General features: G+C 47.4%; 10 protein-coding genes. 4 read left to right on the forward strand and 6 right to left on the reverse strand.

What is annotated here, in order from left to right; all coding sequences use genetic code 11:
- Nucleotides 1-157 precede the first annotated feature (157 nt).
- The 3 genes from CSQ88_RS13690 to CSQ88_RS23420 form a co-directional block, all read right to left on the reverse strand.
- Nucleotides 158-1,339, reverse strand: a complete 1,182-nt coding sequence (locus CSQ88_RS13690) for an acetyl-CoA C-acetyltransferase (protein ID WP_099398683.1) — start codon at nt 1,337-1,339, stop codon at nt 158-160.
- Between the two features lie 158 nt (nt 1,340-1,497).
- Entirely contained in the window at nt 1,498-3,219 is a 1,722-nt protein-coding gene (locus tag CSQ88_RS13695; RefSeq protein WP_099398655.1) for an alpha/beta hydrolase, read from the reverse strand.
- A 237-nt stretch (nt 3,220-3,456) separates the two neighbouring features.
- Nucleotides 3,457-3,777 (reverse strand): hypothetical protein, encoded by a 321-nt coding sequence (locus tag CSQ88_RS23420; RefSeq protein WP_257212604.1) that lies wholly within the window; start codon nt 3,775-3,777, stop codon nt 3,457-3,459.
- Between CSQ88_RS23420 and CSQ88_RS13700 the strand changes: the two genes are divergently transcribed.
- Complete coding sequence (locus tag CSQ88_RS13700) at nt 3,722-4,549, forward strand: serine hydrolase (protein WP_267896124.1); 828 nt, start codon at nt 3,722-3,724, stop codon at nt 4,547-4,549. The two genes, CSQ88_RS23420 and CSQ88_RS13700, sit on opposite strands and share 56 nt — an antisense overlap.
- A gap of 58 nt (nt 4,550-4,607) precedes the next feature.
- Here CSQ88_RS13700 and apbC read toward each other — a convergent pair whose 3' ends face one another.
- From apbC to CSQ88_RS13715, 3 genes are all read right to left on the reverse strand, one after another.
- On the reverse strand, nt 4,608-5,693 hold the full coding sequence (apbC, locus tag CSQ88_RS13705; RefSeq protein ID WP_099398657.1) for an iron-sulfur cluster carrier protein ApbC: 1,086 nt from the start codon (nt 5,691-5,693) through the stop codon (nt 4,608-4,610).
- Between the two features lie 193 nt (nt 5,694-5,886).
- Nucleotides 5,887-6,171, reverse strand: a complete 285-nt coding sequence (locus CSQ88_RS13710) for a PsiF family protein (protein ID WP_099398658.1) — start codon at nt 6,169-6,171, stop codon at nt 5,887-5,889.
- A gap of 30 nt (nt 6,172-6,201) precedes the next feature.
- The gene (locus tag CSQ88_RS13715; RefSeq protein WP_180273658.1) at nt 6,202-8,406 is read right to left on the reverse strand and encodes a patatin-like phospholipase family protein; all 2,205 of its coding nucleotides are present in this window, start codon (nt 8,404-8,406) and stop codon (nt 6,202-6,204) included.
- 54 nt (nt 8,407-8,460) lie between these two features.
- On the opposite strand from CSQ88_RS13715, the gene CSQ88_RS13720 reads away from it, so the two are divergent.
- From CSQ88_RS13720 to CSQ88_RS13730, 3 genes are all read left to right on the forward strand, one after another.
- On the forward strand, nt 8,461-9,135 hold the full coding sequence (locus CSQ88_RS13720) for a glycerophosphodiester phosphodiesterase (protein WP_099398660.1): 675 nt from the start codon (nt 8,461-8,463) through the stop codon (nt 9,133-9,135).
- 47 nt (nt 9,136-9,182) lie between these two features.
- Nucleotides 9,183-9,953 (forward strand): ABC transporter substrate-binding protein, encoded by a 771-nt coding sequence (locus tag CSQ88_RS13725; protein WP_099398661.1) that lies wholly within the window; start codon nt 9,183-9,185, stop codon nt 9,951-9,953.
- A 169-nt stretch (nt 9,954-10,122) separates the two neighbouring features.
- Entirely contained in the window at nt 10,123-12,447 is a 2,325-nt protein-coding gene (locus tag CSQ88_RS13730; RefSeq protein WP_099398662.1) for a Tex family protein, read from the forward strand.
- Nucleotides 12,448-12,471 lie beyond the last annotated feature (24 nt).

Consider the following 12,471-nt stretch of genomic DNA (forward strand, 5'->3'; position numbering starts at 1 on the left):
GTTTTGATACCTGCTTCGCCAGTTAAATATTGCTGAACGACAGAGAGCTTGAATTGCGTTGAGTACTTGGACATAAAAACACCCCAAAAATATGGACGGGTGTCCAACTTTTGGGGTGCAGTTCAATATTCGGGGGCTTTTTTGGGGATTAAAAAGATTAAGCCCGCTCTACTGCCAGCGCAACACCCATACCACCACCAATGCATAAAGTGGCTAAGCCTTTTTTTGCATCGCGACGTTGCATTTCATGTAATAGCGTAACCAAAACACGGCAGCCAGACGCACCAATTGGATGACCTAAGGCAATTGCTCCGCCATTTACATTAACTTTATTGGCATCCCATTTCATTTCGCGCGCAACACCAATAGCTTGTGCTGCAAACGCTTCATTAGCTTCAATTAAATCCAGATCTTCAACTTTCCAGCCCAAACGCGCTAATACGCGTTGCGTTGCAGGCACCGGGCCCATGCCCATAATGGTTGGATCCACACCGGCAGAAGCCGCCGCGCGAATAGTAGCCAGAGGCGTTAAGCCCAGCTCTTTCGCTTTGGCCGCGCTCATCAGCATTACGGCAGCAGCGCCATCATTAATACCGGATGCATTGCCTGCGGTTACGGTGCCTTCTTTATCAAACGCGGCGCGCAATTTAGCCAGTGATTCTGCCGTAGTGGCAGGTTTGATAAATTCATCCTTATCAAACACAACTGGATCGCCTTTCTTTTGCGGAATCACAACAGGGAAAATTTCTTCTGCAAAGCGGCCTGATTCCTGCGCTGCAGCGGCTTTCATTTGTGAGGACAAGGCCAAAGCATCTTGCTCTTCACGCGTAATGCCGTATTTTTTGGCGATGTTTTCGGCGGTCACGCCCATATGGTAGTTGTTATAGGCATCGGTTAAACCGTCATACACCATGGTATCGACCAGTGCAGTATTGCCCATACGGAAGCCATCACGGCTGCCTGGCAGAATATGTGCCGAAGCAGACATGTTTTCCTGGCCACCCGCAATCACAATCTCGCTTTCACCAGACAGAATGGCCTGCACGCCTAAAGCCACTGCTTTTAAGCCTGAACCACATACCTGATTAATGGTTAAGGCGGGGATTGCATCTGGCAGCCCTGCACGGCGCAGCGCCTGACGCGCCGGATTTTGGCCCAAGCCCGCAGTCAGCACATTACCTAAAATCACTTCGCTGATTTGGTCTGCTGCTACGCCGGTCTTTGCCAGCAGGCCACGAATTACTGTTGCTCCTAATTCTGCAGCCGGTACTTTAGCCAGCCCACCACCAAAATTGCCCAGAGCAGTACGACCAGCAGCAACAATCACGATCTCAGTCATGCGGTATTTCCCTTTTAAAAGGCTGTTTTGGGCATGGACCCAACAGCTGATTAAGCAATGCATTTATCAGCAGAATTAATCTGCCATCATTTACAGCGTAATAATCGCTTGTTGCGGTTTCAGCTTTTCAGGCCAAAACAGCTCAGCGACTCTTTTAATTAGTCTAAGCGCTCTTTTACATAACGGCCCGGCGCGGGTTCTATCGGCTTGAAAGTAGCATTTCCATGCGTTTTAGATGCGGCTATTTGCTCACCTGAAAATGGAATCAGCCATTGGCTCCAATCCTGCCACCAACTGCCGGGGCGGGATTCAGCACCTTCAAGCCAGCTTTCTGCATCACCCGATAAATCTTCATTCACCCAGTAATTACGCTTATTTGCTTTTACCGGATTAATCGCGCCTGCGATATGGCCGGAAGCCCCAAGTACATAGCGCAGCGGGCCTTTAAAAATACGTGTGCTTAAATAAGCAGATTGCCATGGCACAATATGATCTTCACGCGCCGCAAAAATATAGGTAGGCGTAGTGATGGTGGTTAAATCAATCGGTACACCGCAAAGGCTGAATGAATTAGGCTTGGTAAGATTGTTTTCCAAATACATATTTCTTAAAAAGAAAGTATGCATTGGCAAGGCCAGATTGGCCGAATCGTTATTCCAGTAGAGTAAATCAAACGGCGCAGGTGTTTTACCCTTCAGATAATTATTGACCACGTAATTCCAGATCAAATCATTTGAGCGTAATGCAGAGAAAGTACGTGATAACTCTTTACCACCAATCACGCCCCCTTCACTTAACAGGGCCTCACGCTTGCGGATCAGATTCCAGTCAATAAAGTGCTTGATATCACCCGGCTCGGTGTGATCAATCATCACGGTCATTAAAGTAACCGATTCAATCCAATCCAAACCACGCGCCTGCATTACCGGCATGGCAGTAGAAACCAGTTCGCCGCCAATGCAGAAAGACAGCACATTGATTTTTTCTGCCTTACCAATTTTACGCACCACATCACACGCGGTGATCACGCCGTTTTCAACGTAATCATCCCACTCCAGGTGGCCCATTTCAGGTGTAACCGATTTCCAGGAGACTAAAAAGGTTTTAAAACCTTGGCTTACGGCATAGGCGACAAGAGAATTATCAGGCTGCAGATCCATGATGTAGTACTTATTCACACATGGCGGCACAATCAGGAGGGGGCGGGAATAAACTTTGGCGGTAGAAGGCGTGTATTGCAGTAATTGGAAGAGCTCATTTTCGAAGACGACTTGTCCGGGGCTGATCCCCAGATTTTTGCCTACCTCAAACTGAGATTCATCCGTCATGGTGATAGTGCCTTTCTGCATATCCGCCATTAACTTCTTCATGCCTTCCTGCAAGCTTTCCCCTTTACTCTCCAAAGCCAGCTTCATGACTTCAGGATTTGTAAAAGCAAAATTTGCCGGGCTCATCGCATCGACATACTGGCGGGTAAAAAAGCTCATTTTTTCGCGGGCGGCATCATCCGTATGCGCTTGCTCAACCATTTGCAAGAGCCAACGGGAAGTCACCAAATAATTCTGTTTGATGTAATCAAACAGTGGTTGTTCCCATTCCGGCGCATTGAAACGGCGATCCCCTTTTTCCGGAAAGGCTACGGGTGCTTTTTCTTTGGCACCAATCAGCCCCAGCCATAAATCAAGCTGCTGTTTATAAAAATCGCTGTGTTGTGCGAGAAAAGGATTACTTTGCGTCAGACCGGTCATTATCTGCTGCATAGGTGCCAGATCAGCGGCTGGCTCACCTGGCTGTGAAAGGTTAACCCAGCTTTGCAACAGTTTCTGGTTGGTCTCAGTAAGCTGCTGGAAGAATTCATCCATCGGTTTGTTATTAAACATCGGTTTTCTCCGAAAGCAACTCGAAAGGAACACCATTCTAGCAAGTTATTGCTGCACCGCAACAACTAACTAGCGTCAGTAAAACAAAAACGTGAAAAATTATTCTAATCCCATTTCTAACAAATCGTACCGTACTATTTGATTTAACATGACATTTTAAAAATCATTGCGTAAAATAAGAGCACAATTATGAAGGATGACGATGCCATGTTCCGGCCATCCCTAGCCTCGGAGTCACTATCTCATGCTGTACCGCATTTTTTCCTGCTGCACCCTTGTTGCAGCGCTGGGCCTGACGGCGCCAGCCTTTGCGGCGGCACATACTGACCATAAAGCGGTCACAAAAACGTCAGCAAAGAAATCTGCAACCCAAACAACAAAAAACACTTCAAAAGCTAAAACAACAAAAACCAGCAAAGCCTCTAAAAAATCGAATACTAAAACATCAAATAAATCTGCAAGTGTTGCAAAACAAGGCAATAAGCATGTTACAAGCCGCGCGATTGCCAATGCCCGCAAAGATGTTTCGATTTCACGCGCTTTAGCTTTATCAACCACCCTGGATAATCCGGGAGTGCAATCGGCAGGTGTGCTGGTGCTCAATGAGCAAAATGGCGAAATCATGTATGAGAAAAACGCCGATTCGCTCACCCCAATTGCTTCTATTACCAAATTAATGACGGCAATGGTGACGCTTGATGCGCAACTGCCATTAAATGAATTACTCACCATCAGCCAGGCTGATGTGGATACTTTAAAAAACACCAGCTCGCGCCTTACCGTGGGTACAACACTCACCCGTGGTGAATTACTGCTGTTAGCGCTGATGGCCTCTGAAAACCGGGCGGCCTCTGCATTAGCCCGCACCTTTCCTGCAGGCCAGGCTGTTTTTATTCGAAAAATGAATGAAAAAGCGCTGTCATTAGGAATGAAAAACAGCCGGTTTTATGATTCAACGGGCTTAACACCTAATAATGTTTCCACCCCACGTGAATTGGCTTTAATGGTCAAAGCAGCGCACCGCTATCCAGAAATTCATGATTTCACAACCAGCAGCGAATATAGCTTTATCTCTAATCAATCAGGCAGGAATATGGCGTTTCACAACACCAACCCGCTGGTTAAAGAAGTCGATTGGAATATTGGTGTATCAAAAACTGGCTTTATTAATGAAGCAGGCCGCTGCTTAGTTATGCAAGCCACCATTAATGGCACGCCAGTAGTGATTGTATTGCTCGATTCAAATGGCAAATACACCCGCATCGGCGACGCACAACGTGTTCGTAAATGGATTGAAACCACATCGCTAAGCAAATCCCGCGCTGGCTGATATTCATGGCACTAAAAAGCCCGAATTGATTCGGGCTTTTTAGTGGCTGATTGCAAAATCAGGTGTTTTTCTGAATCACAATCTTGGGAAACTTGCTGGAGAAATCCTGTGATTTAGCCGCAATTTTAACGGCAGTTTTACGGGCAATGGCTTTATAAAGCTCAGCAATTTTGCCATCAGGATCGGCCACTACCGAAGGCTTTCCGGCATCCGCATTCAGGCGGATAGATAAATCAAGCGGCAATTGGCCCAGTAATTCGATCCCATAATCTGCCCCCATTCTGGCCCCGCCGCCCTCGCCGAAAATAGGCTCGGCATGTCCGCAATTGCTGCAGATATGCACACTCATATTCTCTACCAGGCCCAGGATAGGTACGCCCACTTTTTCAAACATTTTAATACCCTTGCGCGCATCCAGCAGGGCAATATCTTGTGGCGTAGTCACGATCACAGCACCGGTCACCGGCACTTTCTGGCTTAAGGTAAGCTGAATATCACCGGTGCCTGGCGGTAAATCAATCACCAGATAATCTAAATCACCCCAAAGGGTTTCATTGAGTAATTGCGTTAATGCCTGCGTAACCATAGGGCCGCGCCAAACCATGGGCTGCTCGGTATCAATTAAAAATCCAATCGACATCGTTTTAATGCCGTGATTTTCAATGGGCAAAATATATTTATTTTCTACGGCTTCCGGCTTTTGATCGGCCACGCCCATCATGGTGGGCTGCGACGGGCCATAGATGTCGGCATCCAGCAAACCCACACTTGCGCCTTCTGCCGCTAAAGCCAATGCCAGATTCACAGCCGTTGTTGATTTGCCCACGCCGCCTTTGCCACTTGCCACAGCAATAATATTTTTAATACCTTTTTGCAGCGGCAGGCCGCGCTGTGCGGAATGAGCAACAATATGGCTGGAAACTTTCAGCTGAACCGAATTCACACCTTCCACAGCCTTTAATGCCTGTTCAATTTGTGCCGAAATTGCTGCAAACTGGCTTTTTGCCGGATAGCCAAGCTCAACATCAAGGCTGGCCACACCCTGAGCAAATTTTAAATTTTTAATACATTTAGCAGAAACATAATCACGGCCGGTATTGGGATCAATAACAGAGCTAAGGGCTGCAAGTAAGAGGTCGGGCATGGCAGATGTTCCAGTGGTCTTGCGAAATAGGCGGTCAAGAAAGGTCATAATCAACTTGGGGCAATAAATTTAAATGTACCAGAGGGGGTGCTTACAAGGCAGGCGGCACATCAAACCTTGCTCAACCAGAAAGATGGGGATGATCAGATGCATTTCAAGCCGCCTGAATACCGGTTCAGGCGGCCATCATGGCTTACTTCTTCAGGCAGTTGCTCATAAACGCTTTACGTTCATCGCCCTTCTTACCTGTCGCATCTTTATTACACTGCTTCATTTTATCCTGCTGTGTCATTGCAGGGGCTGAAGCAGGAGCGGCTTTCAGGCAAGTACTCATAAACGCTTTACGCGCATCGCCTTTTAAAGACTGAGCACCGGCATCTTTATTACACGAGGCCATTTTCTCCTGCTGAGGCCCGGCGTAGGACGTTGCAGCAAAAGCCAGTAGCAATACACCACCAAGCAGACTCTGTTTTAACATAACCCTCTCCTGAAAAAAGTGTTTTACTGATTAAAATTGATTACCCAGCATCAAATAGTAACGCAATTTTTTATTATCGCCGTAAGCCGCGCCTAAATAAAACGGCCCCAAATAAGTATCCGCAGCCCAGAACCCCGTCACAGAGGTATGCCAGCCTTCCTGTTCCTCATCCAGCACATTAAACATCCGGCCCGTTTCGATGGCGGCCCCTAAATAACTGCCGCCTACGCTTAAGCCCAATAATGAGACAGGAGAATAAAGCTGCGCTTTTGCATAAATTGAGTTTTCACCCAATAACTCATTTTTACGATAACTGGACAGATTTAAAAACCCGCCTAAAGACTGAAAATCAGGCAAAAATGGCGCATCTTTGTAGCTATAACGCCCCTGTACGGCCAGATTCCCTTTTACACCATTAAAATTAAACGCGTGCTCTGCCTCTATACCAATCCGGCCATATTTACTAAAATCACCCTGCCCTTTTAATGCGTAATAAGCATTGATATTGACCAGATCCCCCTTGCCAGGAAAATAAAGGTGATCCAGCTGATCGTAATAAACTTTCAGATTAACGCCATAATCCCCATCCGTGCTATCTGAAGCAATTGCAGCACCAATTTGCTTAGCCGCATCAAAATGCTGATAAGAAACACCTAATCTCACCTCACCAAAGCGAGTCAGGCTGGAGCCAAGATCAAGCCCAAAACGGGATTGTGCATAGCGATATTGAGCAAGGTTTTCCCCACCCTGCCAAATAGAAATGGGGCTTGATTTATAACTGAATGAAGGCGCAATAAAGACATAACCATCCAGCTGCAGAGGCTGATAAAACTCTGTCTGGAAAGCCATTGTGCCGCCCACCCGAAGAGAAGACTTCCACTCTGCCCCCAGAGAATTAATCCAAGTTCGCTTATACATTGCGGTTAATGCATAAGGATTATTGCCTTCAAAATCAGTCCCCATACCCATACCAAATGAAAGGTAATTAGGTCCCCAGTCTTTTTCCCTTGGCACCAGCGTTAATTGCTGTGCACCATCATGATCAGTCAGCTCATAGTCCAGCTGAGAAAAATCACCCCGTGCATAGACTTCTGCTAGGCGTTTATGAAAATCATCGCTGTTTAATTTTTGGCCAATTTGCACATCGAGCGCTTCTTTCAGCACATCCGGATTCACATTGCGCATCGGTACAACATCTACCATTTGCACGGGCTGAGGCTCGAGCTTGTGTGCTAATTTATTTTTTTTCCATGCTGCATAATCTGCTTCAGATAAGGAATACTTACTCAGCTGATATAAGCTCAGCGTTGCAGCTTCCTCTCCCTTCGCAATAAATTCCTGGCCCTTTTTGAAATCTGCCGAGCTTAAAGAACCTAAATTAGGCGTAATTAAAACATCTGTTGGTTTTAAGCTTTCTAATTGTGGCTTCACATTTTGCGCCACCATTAAACGGGTATATTGATCAGCCGTACTTAAAATACTATTGATCTGATCCCGGTTTAAAGGCTGCGCGCCCACATCCACAGCAATGATCACATCGGCACACATCGAACGTGCCACATCTACCGGCACATTTCTGGCAAGGCCACCATCAACTAGTAAACGTGAATCCCGCGCTACAGCCGGAAACAAGCCTGGTACCGCCATACTGGCACGCATTGCGGTCACAATATCGCCATCTTTAAGCACCACCATTTCGCCCGTTTCAATATCGGTAGCGACCGCCCGATAGGGAATGCTCAGAGAATCAAACGAGGCAATAGTCCCGCCAAAAGTCATTTCACGTAAAAACAAGGCAATTTTCTGAGTACTGATTGCAGCAGAAGGCAAAGCCACTTCGCCGCTATCCCGCATGCCCAGCTCTATCCCCACCAGATTAAGCTTATCGTCCTGTTTTTTTCTGACGGCACTCAATTGGCGCGGCAAACTTGAGCTGAGTAAATCATCCCAATTCGCGTCAACCGCCCTGCTGGCTAATTCTTCCGGAGTGCGCCCGGCTGCATAGGCCCCACCAACCAAAGAGCCGATACTGGTTCCCACCACACAATCAACAGGCACACGGGCTTCTTCCAAGACTTTCAGTACACCAATATGGGCTAAACCCCGTGCACCGCCCCCGCCCAGCACCAGCCCGATCCGGGGGCGTTCGGCTGAAAACGCCTGCAGGGAAACGCAGCTGAAACCCAGTACGATGATAAATGCAGATTTACTCAGAAAACTTCTGGCACGAAGCATGCATCGCATCCTAAAATTGAAATATTCATTTTTTTCAAGAGTGTAACCGATTCTATGTTGCGACTTGCACATCGCGGTTTACACCGCACAGCCCCAGAAAACACGCTTGCGGCTTTTGCGCTGAGCTTAACGGCTGGCTTTGCTGGAATAGAAACAGATGTACGCTTATCTGCAGATGGAGAAGCCGTTTTATATCATGACCGCAATGCGCCCGATGGTACGGCCGTAGCCACATTAAACCGCAGCGAATTATCCCATTTATCCGGCTATATCGTCCCGACTTTATCTGAAGCACTCGATGCGTTTCCTGATGCCTATTGGAATATCGAAATCAAAACGCCCTCTGTTTTGCCTGAATGCCTGGCTATTTTGAACAACTATATCCATCACAGGCAGCTTCTTATCAGCTCGTTTCACCACGAAGTTGCACTCCATATTGAAAAAGAGCTTCATCTGGATTGTGCTTTTTTAATTGCACACCGCCCGGCGCAATTAAACGAATTTCTATTGTCCGCCATGCCACACCCACGCCTGCGCACCCTCATATGGGATTATGAAGTGCTTGATTTGGAATTACTCAATCAAAGCTATGCACAGGGTTTTAATAATTTTGTTTATGGCGCTCAGACAGAAAAAGAGCACCTTATTTGCAAGGCCTTTCCCCTGCAAGGCATGATCACTGATTATCCGGAATTTATTGGTCTGACGCCAGGGATTGCCCGCCAGTAGTTTTAGTCATAAAAATGATAAAAATCACCTGAAAAAGGTAAAAAAAAATGAAACTCCGTTTATTATCTCGGGCAATCGCATTCAGCCTGATACTGGTACCTCTCAGCTATGCCAGCGACCCGATTAAAATCCGCCTTTCCAATCAAGAATGGGCCCCTTATATGGGCAAAGATTTAGCTGAATTTGGCATTTTATCCAAGCTGGTGTTCGAAGCCTTTGCCCGTGAAAATGTGCAGGTCAGCTACGAATTTTACCCCAATAACCGCACGCTTGAAGTGGCCAGAAAAGGCATTCTGGATGGCAGCTTTGGCTGGGCTATTTCGGCCGAAAGACAAAAAGATTTGCTCTATACCGATCCGGTACTTTCAGCCACTATGGTGTTTTTTGAAAGAATTAATGATAGAAAACCATGGAAAAAATTAAGTGATTTAAAAAACAACCGGATTGGCGTCACGCTGGGAAACTACTACTCAGATGAATTTGCACTTTTAGAAAAACAAAAAATTTTAAATACAGACCGGGCGGCCGATGATTTAACAGGTTTCAGAAAACTAATTGTCGGTCATATTGATTTATTTCCTATTGATATTGAAGTAGGCCAATATTTATTACAGCATAACTTTACACCGGAAAAACGTGCTCAAATCACCTGGCAAAAACAATCTTTCTGGCTGGCCCCAATGCATGTGGTTATCTGGAATAAACATCCGCGTGGTAAAGAATTAATTGACAGGTTTAACAGTGGTTTAAAAAAACTGAAAGCAAGTGGAGATTTTCAAAAAATTGTGGATGAAACACGCAGTAAAATTAATCAATAGCAGCATTTGAGAAGCAAGCAGGCTGAAAAAAATACCATTTACATTATTGGGCAAAAGTCTGACGGGCTTAAGCGCTGAATAGCCGGGATGTAAAAATGCAGCTTAGCCCGCCACGCTTACAATAAAAGCCGTAAAATGCAGCTCTTCCCGCTTTTGTAGAATCTGCCCCATGCTGCCTTCAATTCACCAACGTATTGCCACCGAAATCGCCTGCCGCGAAGCCCAAGTGATTGCTGCTGTCAGCCTGCTGGACGATGGCGCCACCGTGCCATTTATTTCCCGTTACCGCAAAGAAGTCACCGGCGGGCTGGATGACACCCAGCTACGTAATCTGGAAGTGCGCCTTGGCTATTTACGTGAACTGGAAGAACGCAGAATTGCCATCATTAATAACATCACCGAACAGGGCAAGCTGAGCCCTGAATTAAAAATACAATTACTCAGCGCAGATAATAAACAGCGCCTCGAAGACCTTTACCTGCCCTTTAAACAAAAACGCCGCACCAAGGCGCAAATGGCCAGAGAAGCAGGCCTTGCCCCCCTGGCCGAGCAATTGCTTGCCAATCCGCAACTCAATCCTGAACAAGCCGCCAGCGCATTTATCAATGCAAAGGCAGATATCAAAGATGCCAAAGCTGCGCTTGATGGCGCGCGCGCAATTTTGATTGAAACCTTTAGTGAAGACGCGGAGCTGATTGCCCGGCTGCGTAGCTTTTTGCAAAGCAATGCCAGCAGCAAAACATCGGTGATCGCAGGAAAAGAAGCTGAAGGCGCAAAATTTGCGGATTATTTTGATTACCACGAAAAAATTTCTGCCATGCCTTCGCACCGTATTCTGGCTATTTTGCGGGGCAGAAATGAAGGCGTTCTGAATTTATCAATTCTACTACCCGAAGAATTAGCCGCCAGCCTTGCAAACGAAAAGGCGCGCGGCAGCACGCCAAATGTATGTGAAATGCGTATCGCAGAGCGTTTTGGCATCAAAAACCAGGACAGGCCTGCAGATAAATGGCTGATCGATACCGTAAGACAATGCTGGCGCACCAAGATCTTTTTAAGCTTGGAATCCGAGCTTTTAAGTCAGCTGAGAGAGCAGGCTGATATTGAGGCAATTAAAGTCTTCGCCAGCAATATGAAAGATCTGCTGCTGGCCGCACCCGCTGGGCCTAAGGTCACCATCGGCCTTGATCCTGGCCTGCGTACCGGCGTAAAAGTAGCCGTGGTTGATCGCACCGGCAAGCTGCTGGACACCGCCACTATTTATCCGCATGAGCCGCGCAAAGCGTGGAATGAATCGCTGGCCACCCTGGCCGCGCTGGCAAAAAAACACGGTGCAGAGCTGATCTCTATCGGCAATGGCACGGCCAGCCGTGAAACCGATAAGCTGGCTGTCGAGCTGATTAAGCTGATGCCAGAGCTTGCCATGCAAAAGCTGGTGGTGTCTGAAGCGGGCGCATCGGTTTATTCTGCCTCTGAGTTTGCCGCCAAAGAATTTCCTGAGCTGGATGTCAGCCTGCGCGGTGCGGTATCCATCGCCCGCCGCCTGCAAGATCCGCTGGCCGAATTAGTTAAAATCGAGCCCAAGGCGATTGGCGTGGGCCAGTATCAGCACGATGTAAACCAAAACGAGCTGGCACGGATGCTCGATACCGTGATCGAAGACTGCGTGAATGCGGTAGGTGTGAATGTGAATTCGGCATCGGTGCCGCTCTTAAGCCGAGTATCGGGCCTGAGCGCCACCATGGCGGCGAATATTGTGGCCTACCGCGATCAGCACGGGGCTTTTGCTGAGCGTAAAGCGCTGCTGAAAGTGCCGCGCATCGGCGATAAAAGCTTTGAGCTGGCAGCCGGATTCTTGCGCGTGATGGCGGGAAAAAACCCGCTGGATGCTTCTGCCGTCCACCCGGAAGCCTATCCGCTGGTAGAGAAAATCATCGCTAAAATTGGCAAAAACATTGGCCAGATTATTGGCGATAGCAGCCTGCTCAAAAGCCTGAATCCAGCCGAATTAGCCGACGCGCAATTTGGCGTGCCCACCATTAAAGATATTCTGACCGAGCTGGAAAAACCCGGCCGTGATCCCCGCCCGGAATTTAAAACCGCCAGCTTTCTTGAAGGCATTGAAAAAATTGCCGATTTAAAACTGGATATGGTGCTGGAAGGCGTTGTCACCAATGTGACCAACTTTGGCGCATTTATTGATATTGGTGTGCATCAGGATGGCTTAGTGCATATCTCGGCGCTATCCAGCCGCTTTATTAAAGATCCGCGGGAAGTGGTGAAAACTGGCGATGTGGTCAAAGTTAAAGTAATAGAAGTTGATGTCGCCAGAAAACGCATTGCGCTGACCATGCGTTTAAGCGACAGCGCGACACCAGGAGGTGAGCCGGTGAAGCAAAGCATGACAGCCAAGGATAGAAAAATAGCTGAACGTCAGCCGGAAGCACAGGGTGCGATGGCTGCGGCACTGGCGGCTTTAAAAACCAAGCGCTAAAAATAGACGAAAAAAAAGGCAGCC

The sequence above is a fragment of the Iodobacter sp. BJB302 genome, assembly GCF_002735645.1.
Classification (GTDB): Bacteria; Pseudomonadota; Gammaproteobacteria; order Burkholderiales; family Chitinibacteraceae; genus Iodobacter.

Excerpts from the sequence above, each read along its gene's own strand:
- CSQ88_RS13720 (WP_099398660.1), top strand. The coding sequence starts at position 8,461 with ATGTTGCGACTTGCACATCGCGGTTTACACCGCACAGCCCCAGAAAAC.
- CSQ88_RS13725 (WP_099398661.1), top strand. The coding sequence starts at position 9,183 with ATGAAACTCCGTTTATTATCTCGGGCAATCGCATTCAGCCTGATACTG.
- CSQ88_RS13730 (WP_099398662.1), top strand. The coding sequence starts at position 10,123 with ATGCTGCCTTCAATTCACCAACGTATTGCCACCGAAATCGCCTGCCGC.
- CSQ88_RS13690 (WP_099398683.1), bottom strand. The coding sequence starts at position 1,339 with ATGACTGAGATCGTGATTGTTGCTGCTGGTCGTACTGCTCTGGGCAAT.
- apbC (WP_099398657.1), bottom strand. The coding sequence starts at position 5,693 with ATGCCCGACCTCTTACTTGCAGCCCTTAGCTCTGTTATTGATCCCAAT.
- CSQ88_RS13710 (WP_099398658.1), bottom strand. The coding sequence starts at position 6,171 with ATGTTAAAACAGAGTCTGCTTGGTGGTGTATTGCTACTGGCTTTTGCT.
- CSQ88_RS13695 (WP_099398655.1), bottom strand. The coding sequence starts at position 3,219 with ATGTTTAATAACAAACCGATGGATGAATTCTTCCAGCAGCTTACTGAG.
- CSQ88_RS13715 (WP_180273658.1), bottom strand. The coding sequence starts at position 8,406 with ATGCTTCGTGCCAGAAGTTTTCTGAGTAAATCTGCATTTATCATCGTA.